This window comes from Desulfotruncus arcticus DSM 17038, from assembly GCF_900113335.1.
Taxonomy (GTDB): domain Bacteria; phylum Bacillota; class Desulfotomaculia; order Desulfotomaculales; family Desulfallaceae; genus Desulfotruncus; species Desulfotruncus arcticus.
In genome coordinates this window covers 366,273-382,534 of the sequence record NZ_FOOX01000002.1, presented here as the reverse complement: position 1 = coordinate 382,534, position 16,262 = coordinate 366,273, and the positions used below count along the sequence as shown (strand labels likewise).

The window sequence follows — 16,262 nt, the reverse complement described above, 5'->3', positions numbered from 1 at the left end:
CCCAGCCAACTTGCTTTTACTTCTGGGCGTCAAAGAAAGTTTTATACTTCGCCTCGGTTTCATCCAAAAATGCCTGAAAGTCCGCTGAGTTCTGGTAAGCGGGAATCTGCTGGTTGTCAGTGTAAGCTTTCTTGTAATCCGGGTCGTCCATAACCTGCTGAAAGGCCTGCTGCAGCACGTCGATAACTTCCTGCGGCGTACCCTTGGGCGCGCTGAAGCCGCGGAATTTATCCACAATCACATCCGGGTAACCGCTTTCAACAAAGGTCGGGATATCGGGTATGGCCGGGTTCCGCTCCGAGTTAAAGGCCAGAACGACTTTGACCTTGCCGGCCTCAAGCTGCGGCAGGATCTCGGCCAATTCGGCGATGCCGGCGTCAATATCCCCGGCGAGAACACCCATTAAAGCTTCGGAGCCGTCGCCGTAGGTAACTGCGTTAATATTGGCCTTGTATTGATTGAGCAATGTGTTTACGGCTATGGATTCCGGAGAGCCAACCTGCGGACTGCCCAATTTAAATTTGGCAGACCCTCCCTTAATGGCGTCAAGTACGCTCTGAGAATCCCAATTGCTGTCGGAATTAACGTAAATCACATCTCCGTCAAGCACCAGCCGGGCTACCGGAACAAGGTCGTGAATACTCTTCGGGGTCGAGTTTTTTAAAGGCGTGGTGATCAAAGTATCCGTCATCCCAATCAGAGTATAGCCATCGGGCCTGGAATCGGCCACGTACTGCAGGGCCACGGCGCCCGAGCCGCCGGTTCTATTCTCCACCACCACCGGTTTGCCGAGCACGTTTTGCAGGGCTTTACCCGCCTGGCGTCCGAAAAGGTCCGCGCCGGCGCCGGGTGAACTGTGCACTATGATGGTGATCGGCTTGTTCGGGTAATCAGTGACCTTGGCCGCCTGTTCCTTGTCCCCGCTCTGCTGGTCCGTGGACCCCTGCCCGCATCCGGCCAGCAGCGCGGCGATGGCCGCTATACACACCAAAACCAAAATCCCTCGTTTAAACTTCATTTTCAAACCCCCTAATCTCAATAATTTTCTAATGCTGCTTTTCTGCCAATAACGGCTAAATCTGAAAACCCTTGTGCTTGATTACGTGATCGACAACCCCCCCGTCATTTAGAATATTAATCATAAAGGGCGCCAGCGGATTAAAATGTATTTCCCGATCCCGATCAAGGTTATAAATTATGCCCTTTACCAGATCAATCCTCAGGCGCTCTCCCTGAGCGACAAAATCGCCGGAAGGCACCGCTATGGCCGGCAGCCCGATATTAATAGCGTTGCGGAAAAAGATGCGGGAGAATGATTCGGCCAGCACCGCGCTCACCCCGGCCAGTTTCATGATGGCCGGCGCGTGTTCACGGCTTGACCCCATGCCGAAGTTTTTGCCCGCCACGACAATGTCGCCGGGCTGCACCAGACGCGGAAAATCAGGATTGGCGTCTTCCAAAACATGCTTGCTGAATTCCGGCAAGTTGGATCTAAGGTGAAAATAACGTCCCGGAGCAATCAGGTCCGTGGAGATGAAATCCCCAAACACCCAGGCTTTACCTTCCAAATAATCCATTTATATTACCTCCCTTGGGTCCGTAATTACGCCGGTCAGGGCCGATGCCGCCACCGTCGCCGGTGAGGCCAGATAAACAAAAGCGTTGGGATTGCCCATGCGGCCCTTAAAGTTCCGGTTGGTGGTGCTTAAACAGCTTTCCCCGTCCCCGAGAATTCCCAGGTGCACCCCGGAGCATGGACCGCACCCCGGCGGCAAAACCGTCGCTCCGGCTTCCATGAAATCCTTGATATAACCCGCGTCGAGGGCGCCGCGGTAAACGGCCGGGGAAGCCGGCATAACCAGCAGCCGCGTGGAAGCGGCTATGCGCTTGCCTTTTAACATGTTAACGGCCACTTCAAGATCCTCCAGGCGGCCGTTGGTGCAGGAGCCCAGGAAAAGCTGTTCAACGGGCCGGCCTTGCACTTCCCCCACCGGACAGACGTTGTCAACGGTATGCGGCTTGGCAATCATGGGTTCTATTGTTTCAAGCCGGACATTAATAACACGTTCGTACACGGCGTCAGGGTCCGGCGCCAGGGCGACCCAGTCTTCTTCCCTTCCCCGGGCCGCCAGATACGCGCGGGTCTTTTCGTCCGACGGGAAAAGACCTCCCTTGCCTCCGAACTCGATGGCCATGTTGCACAAGGTAAAGCGGTCGCTCATCTCCATCGCCGCAGCGGCCGGACCGCCGAATTCAAGCACCTTGTACGTGGCGCCGTCGCTGCCGATCTGCCCGGCCAGATACAAAATAACATCTTTGGGGTAAACTCCGTCCGGCAGTTGCCCGCCGAGTTCAATCCGCAAGGTTTCAGGCACCCGGAACCAGTTTTCGCCCATGGCCATAGCCATGGCCACATCGGTTGAGCCCATGCCTGTCCCCAGAGCTCCCAGCGCTCCCCCCGTGGTAGTATGGGAGTCCGCCCCCAGCGCCACAGTGCCGGGCCTGACCCACTTCTCCACCAGAATCTGGTGGCAGACCCCCTGTCCTACATCATAAAGAACGGCATTGCGCTCACGGGCAAAATGCCGCAGCTTGACATGGTCGGTGGCCAGTTCCATGCGCGGGCACGGCCCGGCATGGTCCAGAAAGACCAGCGTGCGCTCCGGCTTGGCCAGGGTCAGCCCCGCCTCTTCCAAACGCTGAAATTCCTTGATGCTTAAAATTCCTGTGCCGTCATGAATCATTACCACATCCACCGGACAGACGGCCAGTTCCCCGGCGCTGACTTCGCGCCCTGCGTTGCGGGAAATTATCTTTTCAACTAAAGTCTTACCCAAAACTGTTCCCTCCCATTTTACATCTTAAAGCTAGCCGGCCACGCGGCAGGCTTGCAAACGTTCTTCATCAATTTCCATGCCCAGCCCCGGCCCGTCGGGGACACGCACCATGCCCTCTACAATTTTCAGGCCGCTGGCAATGTCATTTTTAATCCATTGCGGAGACTTGATTTCATTGAAAATAATATTGCGGGTGGCGGCCAGAAAGTGTGCCGTGGCGGCATCAAGCAAGCTGTTCTGAATGGTCCCGCCGGCCATGCAGCACATGTTGGCCGACTCGGCCACCGCCGCTATCTTCCTGGCCGGGTAAATGCCCCCCGCTTTGATCAGCTTAATATTGAACATATCCACAGCCTGACTCCGGATCAGCCGCAGGGCGTCACCCAGGGATTTCATACTTTCATCGGCCATTACTTCCACCTGCGGACAGGCGTTTCTCACCATGCACAAGCCTTCGATATTATCCATGTGCACGGGCTGTTCAATCACCGATACGCCCAACTCGCCGAATTTACGCGTCAGCTCCACTGCTTGTTTGGTGCTCCAGGCCTGGTTCGCATCCACTTTCAGCGGTATCCCGGGCGCCGCCTTACTCACCGCCTCCACCCGCCGCAGGTCGGCTGCCGGGTCCGGCCCGGCCTTGATTTTGAACTCCCGGTAACCTTCGGCAAGCCGCTGCTCGACTTTGGCAGCGGCCTCCTCGGGGGACCACAGTCCAATAAGGTCAAAAGCAGGCATTTCAATACGGTAGGCGCCGCCCAGCAGTTGGTAAACCGGTACATTTAAAACCTTGCCCATCAAGTCATATATGGCTGTATCCAGCGCCGCTTTGGCAGATGTGTTGCCCTTGATGGCATGGTCCATGGCATCATGAATTTTTTCCAGATCAAAAGGGTTCTGGCCGATTACGGCCGGTATCAGCCTTTTCTTTAAAACAGCAATGACGGTATCCTGGGTTTCTCCGGTGATATAATATTTGGGTGCCGTGGAACCATACCCGCAATTGCCTTCATCGGTTACAATCCGTACAAAAACGTCCTGGGTCACGGTATACCGGGTATGCGCACTGCGGTGCTCACCCGAGAGATCCAAGTCAGTGGCATACACATCAACTGACTTAATTTTCACGATAAAATCCTCCAATCACTAATTGTTCAATTTTTTTACCAAGCAACCCCAACAACCGCCGCGATCGGCAACAATACGCAAGGGTGGGGTGAACCGGGCCGGCATTACTGTTTTCATGCAGAAAATAAAACTTCCTGCTAGTAAATGCTGCCTGCCCCCGGCGGCAGATTGCGCATAGCGGCACAAACGGCTTCTCCCATTTCTCCCGTGGAGGCCTTGCCGCCCAAATCAGGCGTAACAGCTGCCAGCTCATCCAATACCTTGCCTACGCCCAGCTCGATGTCCCGGGCGGCCTGGATTGCCTCACCGTCGCCCTTTTTATTCCCCAGCCAGGAAAGCATCATTTGCCCCGACATGATCATCGCATAAGGATTGGCTATATGCCTGCCGGCAATATCCGGAGCCGAACCGTGGGTGGCCTGGGCCATAACGTAGCGCGGACCGACGCAAAGCCCGGGGGCCATGCCCAGACCGCCGACCAAACCGGCGGCCTCATCGGTTAAGATATCACCGAACATATTTGTACTCACCACTACATCGTATTTTTGCGGCCGCATCACCAGAGCCATGGCAAATGTATCCACCACCATGGTTTCAAATTCGATATCAGGGTACTCCTTTGCCACCTCTTGGCAGGTGTCGATAAATAATCCGCAGCCTAACTTAAAAACAGTGTTTTTGTGAATGGCCGTTACTTTCTTCAGGCTATTGCGCTGCCTGGCCAGCTCAAAAGCGGTACGGGCTGCGAATTCCGAGTTTCTCCTGGTAATGACGCGCACCGACATCGCCAGATCGGGTGTGGGCATATACTCGGCCGTCCCTCTGAACATATTACGGTCAGGCTGGAAGCCCTCATTATTCTCCCTGATAATGACCAAATCGACACTCTGATGCAAACAGGGCAAGGATGAAAATGATTTTGTCGGCCGTATGTTGCTTACCAAATCAAATTCCCGGCGCAGGAACGGGTGCGGATTCATCGCTTTGGGATCATCCCGCGGGTAGGCCATGTGGCCAATGGGCCCCAGGAACCAGCCGTCCAAATCATAAAGGGCATCCAGTGTCCTTTGGGGCATAGTTTCACCACATTCAAGATAGGAAGGATAACCTATCGGCAGGTCCAACCAGTCAATTTTCACTCCGGGATATCTGTCCACCGCTTCCTGCAAAACCTTAACCGCCACCGGCACAACTTCCAGTCCGATATCATCGCCCTGCAAAATTCCGATACTATATTTTGCCACCTCTTCTCCCTCTCTCCATTTGTGGTATTTTGATAACATTGGACGCTAATCCAATTTCACTATATTTCACAATTTTCATGTTTCGCAATTTTTGTGCCACTGCCCCAACAGGCGCAATAAAGAAGACTTGGTTCAGGTGGGGTTTTGACCCCATCTGAACCTTAGTCGCACTTATTTCGAGTTTATCGCCGCTAAGACTCCCGCCTGTAGAGGCGGGAGTCTTAGCGGCGGTTAACGAGATTAGCCAACAACAGACTGTTAAACGTTATTTACAGCCCGCCAAAAGGAGCTTATTGGGAGATTATTAGGCGATCTTTGAAAGCCTATTGAAAGCCCTAATAGAACCTATAGCGCCGGGAAGCAGTTAAACCTCCGGCTACAGCGCCAAGAAACATTAAAAAGGCTGGGGAGGAAAGTGAAAACGAGATATACCATATGGGGGATAGATCATTATAATGCGCGTGCGGGTGAGAGGAATACGCCGGCAGAGCATTTTGGACGATAGATGATAAAGAAGACTTGGTTCAGGTGGGGTTTTGACCCCACCTGAACCTTAGTCGCACTTATTTCGAGTTTATCGCCGCTAAGACTCCCGCCTGTAGAGGCGGGAGTCTTAGCGGCGGTTAACGAGATGAAAAATAGATACCGCGGGCAAGGTAATCCGGTGGTTCCCGAAGTAAGCGCAGCGCATGAAGGGAACCACCGGATCGCCAGATACAAGTAACTTAAAACCTTTTTTTCATGGTAGCTAAGAAAGGAAGAAGCAAAGGGTTACAGGTACCGGCTCAACGCTTCCTCCCCTTCCTTTTAATAACCAGGTTGGGCACCTCAATGGACCCTTCCTTGATGGCAACCGTTTCTCCCCTTTCCCCTTCCAGGCGGTAATTGGCCGTGGGGGACTGACTGAACAGGATAATGTAAATTAGTTTTACCCACTGGTTGCGGCTGTTGAGGGGTACCTGCTCAATGGGGCAGACATCATTTTCACCCAGGATATTATCCACATAATTATTTACCTGTTCCACCGTAACTTCTTCCGCCACCCTTGAGCCAAACTGCTGGAGCTGTTTTCTGCGTACCTCCTCCGGCACGGCAACAGCGCGGAGCGGCTGGGGTTTATGGGTCTGCCGCGCCGCGGGCGGCCTTCTCAGGCTGTGGTTGTCCACTGCCACCTGGGGGAAAAGAGCAATGAAACCGGTAATTTCCCCGGGAACCAAAGTTTTTTCGCCCGACTCTTTAGCTAATTTACCCAGATAAGCCAGCACCGTATAGATATGCTGACCGGCACCCCGGCCTTGGTGCAGCTTAAACCTGAGGCGGTCAGCCGCCGACCTGGCATACCTGGCATTGCGCCGGTCAATTTCACTCAGCAGCCTGTCCATCTCCCGGCCGAAAGAAGTATCGATGTATTCCGTCCATTCATATAAAAGATTTTCGGCTGCTCCCGTATCCGGCACCCGTTTTTCCCGCACCATGACAGCGGCCTGCCTGATGATCTCGTCTCTGCTGGAACGCCATTCCCTGGTGCGCTTTAAAATACCGACGCGGTATTTGGAGATATGTTCCGAAGTTTTTAGCCTGTAGTATTGCTCACCCAGGACCTTGGTTTGGTACACATCAAAAATTTGACTCAAGACAGCACGCACATCTTCAGCTTCCAGAAGCTTCTCGGTATAATTTTTAATGCTGTGATTTAAGCTTTTTAAACCGTCAATTAACTCCTGCGTAGACTCATAAGCCTGCTGCAGGGCAACGTAGGAAAACCCTTCGCTGCCGGTAAGGTTCTGATAAATGCTAAGTATCCTGCCCTTAAATTCCACCCGGTAACCCGTGCGGATTTTATTCATTGCTTCCAGCATGACAATGGCGTAATCCGGGATGGATATTCTAAAAGTATAATCAAGCTCCGGCTCCAGGTTCAGCCAGCCCGAATCCACCAGCCGGCGCAAATATTGCAGCGCCTGCTCACGGGCGCTTTTTCCCGCTTCCTCCGGGGAGCTATCTTCGTCAACCTGCCAGGTTTGCTCCCCCATACTCTCCAGGTATTCCGTAAATAGCTCGATAATGTGATCCCGCGACAGGGTATAAATTCTTTGGTTATACTCCTGGTAGACCAAAAATATCAAATCCACATAAATTTCTTTGAGATTGCGGCTAAATATCGAAAAAAAATTTTCCGGAACCCGCGCAAAAAAATCCTTGCCGTACATTTGCATTATCCACTGCCCATTTCTGATTGGTGTCTGAATTTCACTTATAATTTAATAATATATCAGAAAGACCGCTACTTCGCAGCGATATATGGAAATTAGGTTATGGATGGTTCAGGTGGGTTTGTATGCGGATAAACACATCAGGATTGCCGGAAACAGTATGCCGGCAATGGTTTTTTAAAATCCTATCAGTAATTTAAAGGGCCCTTCTCATTTCTATAATCATAAACTTCTTGGGGTTGAACCTTCATTTGTCCAAACAATAAACCGGCAATAATTGACGTAATTGGAATAGCCAGTATCAACCCGATGCTCCCCGCCAAAGCACGCACAATTTCAGTAGCTATCAAGTCAAGATTAACTGCTTTAATAAAAGGCATATTATAAGCCATAAATACGAGCATGAGCGGAATAGCCCCACCGGTATAAGCCAGAATCAAAGTGTTTGCCATGGTGCCCATAATATCCCGGCCAACGTTCATACCTGCCCGAATTAACGCACCTGCCCTCAGGAAGGGATTTGCTTTTTTTATTTCTTCGACCGCAGACGCGATGGACATCCCCACATCCATCACGGCGCCCAGCGCGCCAATAATCATACCTGCGAATAATATACCGCGGTAATCGAAATTTACCTGCTGCGGGATATACAGCAGCATATGCATCTCCTCATCGCTGAAACCGGTCAACCGGGCAGCCGTACCTACAATAAAGGCCAGTGTTCCCGCTGTCAGAACTCCACCGGTGGTGCCAATAATGGCCGCTATTGTTTTAACGGATATTCCTCCAATCATGATCAGTGTTACTGCAGCCACTGCGGCAGATACCAGGATGGTTACTACGATGGGATCATGACCCCGAAATATCAAGGGAAGCAGCACCAAAAAAATTGCCCCCCCGGTAATGGCCAGGGAGATAACCGATTTTATCCCCTTTTTACCTCCTATTAATATTAACAGCAATACAAATAACCCTACGAGATAAAATAACTTCTTGTCCCGCGCATAATCCTCAATGTATGCATTTTTTATGTTGTTTCCATCATATTCCACATATACAATAACTTCTTCCCCCGGCCGTACCTCTATATCGTAGCCCGGTTGATCCATTACCACGTGAGGGAGCTGAAGCAACTGTCCGTTATATTGGCCGCCTATAAGTTTAACAGTAACCAATTGATTTTTCTCTTTTCCCGATATTCCCGTTGCCGCTCCGGTTTCCATTTCAGTATGTACGTCGAGAACCTCGGCCCTGATAATTTGGCCTGCATTCCAATCCTCTTCCGGTTCATTTTCCTGGCCATAAGCCGTAGATATGCCCATGATGGTCAATATAACTGTGCCCAGTAACAAAAATAACGCCCGATTAATCATAAAAACCCTCATTCCTTAGATTTAAAATCCCTTGGCTTTAAAAGCGTTGGCTTTCACTTGCAAGACTTTTATGTAGCTGCACTAGACAGCCGAAGGCACATATTAATGACGAATATGATTAATTGTTATGTTTGTCTTTTGAAGATTATTCATTTATAACCAAACCCTGGGTTTTGCGGGTATTGCCTTATTAGGGTATCAAATACCCAAAGTAACACTCAGACATCGGCTGTCATTTTATGTTGGCAGTAATTTGCTCGTGTTTTGTATAATTTCTTTTTAAATTCAAAAATAAACAGGATAGATATACGGGTTTTCAGGCTGTTGTGCTGCACTAATAGAAGCAACCTTAATGACCGGGGCGGTTTCGCCCTCATATTTTCCCAATTCAATTGTTCCCCTGATATTCAGCCAATCGCCTTCATTAAAATCAGGCGCACTGGTATATTCGCATAAAAACCCGGCAGGCAGAGCGTCAGCAGAGCAGCAGGTAATTACATAGCGGACCAAGCCAAATTGTTCGGCCTGGAACTTTTGATCTTTAACCACAAAACCAAGCATGGTGATTTCTTTGCCGGCATATTTATCCGGATAAGTGTAGACTTCACTGTTTACCAGAGTAAAATTCTCTTCGCTGACTTGTATTAAACTGGCCTGACGGAGTTCATCAATCTTAGTCTGCACGGGATTTTGATCCTGTTCGGTGTAGCCCCGGCTATTCGCATCGCTGTTATTTGTTTCCGCAGAAGTCGCATTACCCGGGTTTGCACCGGCTTGGCCGGACTGGACAGAAACGGCGGTCCGCGAACCAAGATCCATTCCTTTATTTTGAGCCATGCCGGCATCAAGAGCTTGGTTGGGCAATAGGAAAGCCATCAATAGGGTGATCACGAACGGTAAAAAAACCAGTTTACTTCTGCCCCGGCCGGCATGAGCATGACGATGGTCTGAATGCGTCTGCAGATAAAAATTGCCTGCCTGCACCAGAAACATCAGAAAAATCAGCACTGCCGCCAATTTAGTAAGCCCTGCAAATCGGGGGTTAATATAATAGATAATATTATTACTTTTCACAAGCCAAAAGAGAAACACACTAAATCCCAACAGAATTAAAGATTTTAACAAAGCTTCTTTATTATAAGACACCTGTCTTTGCATCTACCCCATACCCCCGGTTGACATATAATTAATCAAATAAGTACTGCCTATAACCAAAAGAGCAATAATCACAACCAGCGCCAGCACAAAACGAGTTTTAAAAGCGCTGAGCATCATTAGGATATTTTTCATATCAATCATGGGACCGAATACCATGAACGCGAGCAGTGAACCGGTAGTGAAGTTGCCTGCAAATGATGCGGCAATAAAAGCGTCGGCTGATGAGCAAACGGAAACCCCAAAGGCGAAAGTCATCATGGCTGCTATAGATGACAGTGAATTCTGACCAATATGAAGTATAATATCCCGTGACACAAAGGTTTGAACCAGCGCGGCCAGGGAAGCACCCATAATCAGATACTTGCCCATGTCGAAAAACTCATCGCAGGCATTCTGGAAGGTGTTAATTAATTTAGTCGCCATAGTTGGTCGTGCGTGGTAATTATAGTTATGGTGATCGTGAGTACAACCGCAGCCACAGAGGCTTTGCAGTGCACCGCCTTTCAGTTCCCTGCTGTCGAACCAGAAGCTTAAAAGCAGCCCGGCAACGAACGAAACAAAGAAAGCCAGTCCCAATCTAAACCAAACCATTGGGGGGGCGGCGCTGAAGGCAACCGCTGTCGAAGAGGCAACTACCGGGTTAATAATGGGTGCGGCCAGCATAAAAGTAACAGCACTGTAAAGAGGTACCCCCTTACTGATGAGCCTGCGGGTGATCGGAACTATGCCGCATTCGCATACGGGGAAAATAATCCCCAAAAAACTGGCCAGCAGTAAATTGGCCATTTTATTTCGGGGCAGAATTCTACGGATAGTCTCTTCTGAAACGAAATTTTGCAGAACAGCGGATACAAAGACTCCGATCAGAATAAATGGCAGTGCCTCAATAATTATGCTCAAAAAAATTATCTTAAAATTTAACAGATCGGACCAGGCTATATTCATCCCGGTATTATTTAAGTGTACTGCCGCTGTTAAAAATTTTGCCAGGTGCCAGGCAATATATATACCCAAAGACAGCATTAAAAAAGAAACAGCTATTTTTTTAACATTTAATATCAACACACGCAATCCCATCTCCCCCCTCTCGCCCAAGCTTATCCTGCTACCGCTTTTCCCTACATAACTCGCAATAGCCGAAGATCCCAAAGCCATGCTTCGCAAAACTGCTCAATGGCATAATCATCCTTGGTCATACCGTCTCCTAAATAGTAATATTCCTAATTACAATTTATTATTACTTATATCTTGCAAAATATTAATTGTCAAGGATCAACTATTAATCTTCGCACAGCCTGTAAAACCCCTCCCTCTTAGGTCGGGGATTAACAGGCTGTAAGCTCGAAATAAGTGCGACTAAGGTTTAGCGGTCAGGGGACACACCTCTGCTTATGGGTTAAACTTTTGGGTCGAGGAATGTCCCCAACGTATGGGTCAAAACCCCACCTGAACCAAGTCTTCTTTATTGAAATAAGAAGAAATGTCAAAGGTGTTGGCAGATTAGCCATACCATGAGATACTAAAACATGAGATACTAAAAACAGATAGTTTTTTGATAGGAAAGGGTAGTTTTTGATGAAGATTAGCAGAAATAGGGACAGGCAGATTGTGTTAAAGCAATCAAAGGATATTTATAATGATCTACTGCTACCTTTAAAAGAACGTCCCCGGGACAACGGCAAAAGCGTTTTCTTTTACCGAATCATCGGCTTCAACAACCAGACGGAATTTATTAATCAAACAACCCTGCTGCATGAGAGACTTAGCAACCTGGGCAGCTTATATCTTTATTTTATTGAAGACATCCCGCTCCCTTTTAATAAAAACCTGACCGGCGGCATCAACAATGCCCTGGCCGTGTTAAACGATATCCAGGCAGACGCTTTGTGCGATATCCTGGCAAGGGACAATTTATTTCCTACAGCTGCCGCAGAAATAAAAGGGCCTTTTAAAACTGTCCTTGCCCAGTATCTAAAAAATGAACCGTCTGTTAATATCAGTATGGTAAAAAATTTTGTTTCCAAGCTGCTGCTATGGCTGCACGAACATATCCCGCAATTATACCAAACCAATTCACCCTGGAACCCCAAAATATTATATTATGGCGACATTAAAAAGCACTGTGTTTATTACCTGATTTTGTTGTCCCAAATAGGCTGTGATGTTTTATACATTAATCCCTGTTCCGATTCAGATTACTCCAAAGTGGATAACAGTAACCGGTTTTCCATGCTCATGGAGGGAAGCATCAAAGTTAAACTTGACCACCCGCCGGTTAAGGCCATAACCAAGCCAACAGAGCCGGTGAATTTGGATGCGCTGGATCAAGTAGTGCCCGTCACCGGCCATACCGCCGTGGTTAAACTTAAAAGCTCCAGTGACATATTCAGGGACCTGCTGCTGCCGTTAAATAAAAGAAGCGGCTATCTGGGCAACCCGGCCCCCATTATACCTGTATACTTTTACAGGCACATTGGCATCAACGCAAGCATAGATTCAGCAGTGGACGAATATTACAATACCCTCTACCGGCTGGATAAAACTCTGCAAAACAAACCAAACGGCTTTATCAGATTGACGGACCATGTGGCTATGCCCGGGAATCAAGCAATTGCACTGTATAAATCCAAACTGGGGCAGGCGCGGACAACACTGCTGCACGGCAGCGAGAAGGAGCTTTTAATCAACAAAATTATCAATGCCGGAATTTTACCGGCTACCGCCAGCCAGCCCTTACAGAACACCATCAAAACAGCCTTTAAGGAAACCATCGACTTGTTTGATCAAACAGAGGCCGGCAGCAGCCTATCCAAAACAGAAAATTTTGCGTTAAAATTAATTGGCTGGATCAATAAATACTTTGCTGCTTTATATAAGTCCTTTGATTTTCAGGACAGCCCCAAAATCCTATATTATGGCAACATTAAATGCCATGAAGCATACTTGTTAATTTATCTCTCCAAAATCGGCTGTGATGTTTTATATGTTAATTCTGATGTACAAAAAGATCATGTCTTTAAACAAATTGACCCTGAACAGAACCACACCAAACTGATCCAACATGAGCATAGTGCGGCACTGGAACAATTCCCCCAACATGAACGAACAGTGAGGAAAGCCACAGTTGCCTATAACGCCGCCCGGGAAATAGAGCAGGTTATTTACACCGGAGACGTGGGATTATTTAAGCCCTGGCAGTTCGAGCACAGCCTGACCAAACCGGTAACGTTAAAAACCACCTACGATGAGTTGAAAATTCTCTGGCGGGAAGAAGCAAAGATACGGCCGGAGTTTAAAGTGGCCGATAACAATGTTTATGTGCCCAACCTCTTTGCCAAGATCAGGGGTACCCATAAAGAATTGCCACAGTACTGGCATGATTACAGAGAGCTGGCAACAGCCGGCAACACTTACGTCATAACAAGCGTTCCTTTTACCAAGGTAAGCTACAGCAAGCGGGATTTATATGCGTCGGCTTTTTTATTCAACAGCTCCGGCTTGATAGACAGAGAAAAACTGTTCCAAAGTGAATTTTACCGGTTTAGCTATTTAAAAACCGCACTGCAGGAGTTTATCATCAATAAAACCGATGAGCTGATTAAAGCGGATGTTTTTATTAACAGCGGCAATGACAAAGAATTGCGATTAAAAATACTAATGGCCGTTTTAACTATGGATGATCGTATTTTACGGCTGATAGAAACCTTTGATTTCCCTGCGGAAGTGCCCAAACTCATTATTTATGACGGCACCAAGGATATTTTCAGTGATGAAGACGCCATAATTATCGCTTTTCTTAACCTGGTGGGAATAGACATTGCCATTTTTACACCAACCAACTACAATAACCTTGAGCTTAAACTGAAGGAAGAACTGCTGGATGTCCACCAGCTGCCGGCAGTACAGCTGGATTTACCGGTACCGGACTTCGCTGATTTGCCGGCTGAAGAAAATAAACTTAGTGCTTTCCTAAATAATGTTTCACAAAAAATAAGGAGGAAGTTTCATTGAAAATTAATAGACCCGAAAGGCAAAATGAACAGGCGATTGAAGTAGCTCCTTTTGATTTGGAGAAACAAAAACAGGAAATTGCAGTCAAAGTCGAAAGATCGCCTGAAGTGGACAATATTATAGAACAAATTGATCTTGACAATGCCAATACCATCATGACCTTTGGCGCCAACGTTACTGAGGAAATAGCCAGGTTTTCCGACAAAATTTTACACAGCATGGAAACCACCAAAGTGGAAGACTCCGGTGATATGCTGATGCAGCTTAACCGGATCATGGACAAGTTTGACATCAAGGACTTCGAAGAAAATAAACAGGGCTTCTTAAGCAAGCTGTTCAACAAAGCGAAAGACTCTATCGAGGCATTATTTAAAAAGTACCACACTATGGGTGACGAAGTAGATAAAATCTATGTCACCTTGAAACAATACGAGTCTGAAATTAACGTAACCAATGCCGACCTGGAGGAAATGTTCGTTAAAAACCTGGAATACTACGAGCAGCTAGAGCAATACATCTACGCCGGAGAACTGGCGATTAATGAAATGAGAGATAATATCATTCCCCAAATGCAAAGCAAAGCCGAAGCCAGCGGCAACCAGCTTGACCAGGTGGCGGTGAATAATGCCGGCAGAATGCTGGAGATGATGGAGCAGCGGGTGCATGACTTAAAATTGGCTGAAAATATTGCCATTCAAACCATGCCCAGCATCAAGTCCATTCAAAACGGCAACTATAATTTAGTGCGTAAGATAAATTCCGCCTTCATTATTACGCTGCCGATATTCAAGCAGTGCCTGATCCAATCTATTATGTTAAAGAGACAAGCCGTTCAAGCCAAGGCGATGCAAGCGCTGGATCAAAAAACCAACGAACTCCTTTTAAGAAATGCCGAAAATACGGCTCTCCAATCCAAAATGACAGCCCAGCTGGCCTCCGGCAGTTTTGTCAGCGTGGAAACATTGCAAAAATCCTGGCAAACAATCGTCAAGGGGATTGAAGATACCAAGCAAATTCAAGAGGACATGCGCCAGAAAAGAATTGAAGACAGCAAAAAGCTGCTTGCTTTCAAGGAAGAATTTAAAAATAAAAAAATGCTTAATTAATGTTAGATATACGAGTATCGTTATTGTACGATCGCCTGCCAGGAAACATCAGCTCGTATTTTCTGTAAGCCCATAAAAACTTCGAACCCACGAGACCGCCAGTGTAGCAGCAGTCTCGTGGGTTCGTGTTTGATCAAGAAACTTTCTGGCGCTTTTAGCTATTGCTTTCACCTGCCGGCACCTTCTATACCAATTTTTTCTCCGGGAATATCTTTCTAACTATCCCTTCAGGCAAAAACAAAATAACCAATACCAGTACGGCTCCATAGAAAAGCAATCTATAATCTCCAAGAAATCTAAGGAGCTCAAGGGCAAATGTTAGCACAAAGGCTCCCATCACCGGACCCCAGATAATCCCAAGCCCCCCAACCAGGGTTATAGTAATAATTTCAACTACAACCCCGGTGCTTAAAACAGCCGAGGGTGTGAGTATCAAAATATAATGGGCATAAAAACTGCCGACTACCCCTGCAATAAAGGAACTTATAATGAAAGCTAATATTTTATAGAACGCCACGTCTACACCCAAGCTTTCGGCAGCATCCTGGGATTCCCGAATGGATTTAAGAGACAAACCAAAAGGAGATCTGACAATCCAGGAGATGCCTCCGGTAATTAAAAAGAATAGTATTAGCATAACAAAATAATAGGGAGTTCTATTACCACTAAAATTTACTTCACCCAATACAGGCAGAGTAAATTTGGTAAATCCGGGAATACCCCATAACCCTAATTCTCCACGAGTCAAGCTCACCAGATTCTGAGCTACAACCCGGATAATCTCTGCCATGCCTAATGTAGCAATGGCGATATATGGCGCAGCTCGCAGGCGTAAACAAGGAATGGCAATTATAACACTAACCGCTGCGGCTGCCATACCGCCAATGACTAGCCCGAGCCACGGCGAAACTCCCAGATGCATACTTAACAACGCGGAAACATATGCTCCTATGCCAAAAAAAGCCTGGTGCCCAAAACTAAAAATACCAACGTAACCACAAAGAAAATTCCAACTGCCGGCCAGCACGGCATACATCATAGCCAAGATAAGAATATGGATTACATACGGGTCCGGGACCAGAAAAGGCATAATCAGCAATAAGATCAAAAAGGCTGCCACCAGCCACCGGCTGTTAATCAAATCCTTTAGCAGATTTGCGGGGTTTTGTTTGGTAATTGGATTCAATATTTA

The 16,262-nt window shown here is 47.7% G+C and carries 12 protein-coding genes; 2 read left to right on the top strand and 10 right to left on the bottom strand.

What is annotated here, in order from left to right; genetic code table 11:
* Nucleotides 1-16: 16 nt before the first annotated feature.
* From BM056_RS04290 to BM056_RS04250, 9 genes are all read right to left on the bottom strand, one after another.
* On the bottom strand, nucleotides 17-1,018 hold the full coding sequence (locus tag BM056_RS04290) for a tripartite tricarboxylate transporter substrate binding protein (protein ID WP_092469044.1): 1,002 nt from the start codon (nucleotides 1,016-1,018) through the stop codon (nucleotides 17-19).
* A 55-nt stretch (nucleotides 1,019-1,073) separates the two neighbouring features.
* The gene (locus BM056_RS04285) at nucleotides 1,074-1,577 is read right to left on the bottom strand and encodes a LeuD/DmdB family oxidoreductase small subunit (protein WP_092469042.1); all 504 of its coding nucleotides are present in this window, start codon (nucleotides 1,575-1,577) and stop codon (nucleotides 1,074-1,076) included.
* Nucleotides 1,578-2,837, bottom strand: a complete 1,260-nt coding sequence (locus BM056_RS04280) for a 3-isopropylmalate dehydratase large subunit (RefSeq protein ID WP_092469040.1) — start codon at nucleotides 2,835-2,837, stop codon at nucleotides 1,578-1,580.
* Between the two features lie 30 nt (nucleotides 2,838-2,867).
* Nucleotides 2,868-3,965 (bottom strand): mandelate racemase/muconate lactonizing enzyme family protein, encoded by a 1,098-nt coding sequence (locus BM056_RS04275; RefSeq protein ID WP_165613373.1) that lies wholly within the window; start codon nucleotides 3,963-3,965, stop codon nucleotides 2,868-2,870.
* Nucleotides 3,966-4,102: 137 nt separating this feature from the next.
* The gene (locus BM056_RS04270) at nucleotides 4,103-5,209 is read right to left on the bottom strand and encodes an isocitrate/isopropylmalate dehydrogenase family protein (protein ID WP_207648129.1); all 1,107 of its coding nucleotides are present in this window, start codon (nucleotides 5,207-5,209) and stop codon (nucleotides 4,103-4,105) included.
* Between the two features lie 785 nt (nucleotides 5,210-5,994).
* Entirely contained in the window at nucleotides 5,995-7,419 is a 1,425-nt protein-coding gene (locus BM056_RS04265) for a Wadjet anti-phage system protein JetA family protein (protein WP_092469035.1), read from the bottom strand.
* Between the two features lie 191 nt (nucleotides 7,420-7,610).
* Complete coding sequence (locus BM056_RS04260) at nucleotides 7,611-8,795, bottom strand: YibE/F family protein (protein ID WP_238456294.1); 1,185 nt, start codon at nucleotides 8,793-8,795, stop codon at nucleotides 7,611-7,613.
* A gap of 285 nt (nucleotides 8,796-9,080) precedes the next feature.
* Complete coding sequence (locus tag BM056_RS04255) at nucleotides 9,081-9,953, bottom strand: TIGR03943 family putative permease subunit (RefSeq protein ID WP_092469032.1); 873 nt, start codon at nucleotides 9,951-9,953, stop codon at nucleotides 9,081-9,083.
* Nucleotides 9,954-11,018: a permease gene (locus BM056_RS04250; RefSeq protein ID WP_238456310.1), complete on the bottom strand. Its 1,065-nt coding sequence runs from the start codon at nucleotides 11,016-11,018 to the stop codon at nucleotides 9,954-9,956.
* Between the two features lie 510 nt (nucleotides 11,019-11,528).
* Here BM056_RS04250 and BM056_RS04245 point away from each other — a divergent pair.
* Together BM056_RS04245 and BM056_RS04240 are read left to right on the top strand one after the other, a co-directional pair.
* Complete coding sequence (locus tag BM056_RS04245) at nucleotides 11,529-13,964, top strand: YceG family protein (RefSeq protein ID WP_092469030.1); 2,436 nt, start codon at nucleotides 11,529-11,531, stop codon at nucleotides 13,962-13,964.
* Entirely contained in the window at nucleotides 13,961-15,070 is a 1,110-nt protein-coding gene (locus BM056_RS04240; protein ID WP_092469029.1) for a toxic anion resistance protein, read from the top strand. Before BM056_RS04245 ends, BM056_RS04240 begins: the two co-directional genes overlap by 4 nt.
* 184 nt (nucleotides 15,071-15,254) lie before the next feature.
* Here the strand turns inward: BM056_RS04240 and BM056_RS04235 are convergent, their stop codons facing one another.
* Complete coding sequence (locus BM056_RS04235) at nucleotides 15,255-16,256, bottom strand: branched-chain amino acid ABC transporter permease (protein ID WP_092469027.1); 1,002 nt, start codon at nucleotides 16,254-16,256, stop codon at nucleotides 15,255-15,257.
* Nucleotides 16,257-16,262: the final 6 nt, after the last annotated feature.

What these genes read in the sequence shown, in the direction of transcription:
- BM056_RS04290 (WP_092469044.1), bottom strand. Translation starts at nt 1,018, where the DNA reads ATGAAGTTTAAACGAGGGATTTTGGTTTTGGTGTGTATAGCGGCCATC.
- BM056_RS04285 (WP_092469042.1), bottom strand. Translation starts at nt 1,577, where the DNA reads ATGGATTATTTGGAAGGTAAAGCCTGGGTGTTTGGGGATTTCATCTCC.
- BM056_RS04265 (WP_092469035.1), bottom strand. Translation starts at nt 7,419, where the DNA reads ATGTACGGCAAGGATTTTTTTGCGCGGGTTCCGGAAAATTTTTTTTCG.
- BM056_RS04260 (WP_238456294.1), bottom strand. Translation starts at nt 8,795, where the DNA reads ATGATTAATCGGGCGTTATTTTTGTTACTGGGCACAGTTATATTGACC.
- BM056_RS04255 (WP_092469032.1), bottom strand. Translation starts at nt 9,953, where the DNA reads ATGCAAAGACAGGTGTCTTATAATAAAGAAGCTTTGTTAAAATCTTTA.
- BM056_RS04245 (WP_092469030.1), top strand. Translation starts at nt 11,529, where the DNA reads ATGAAGATTAGCAGAAATAGGGACAGGCAGATTGTGTTAAAGCAATCA.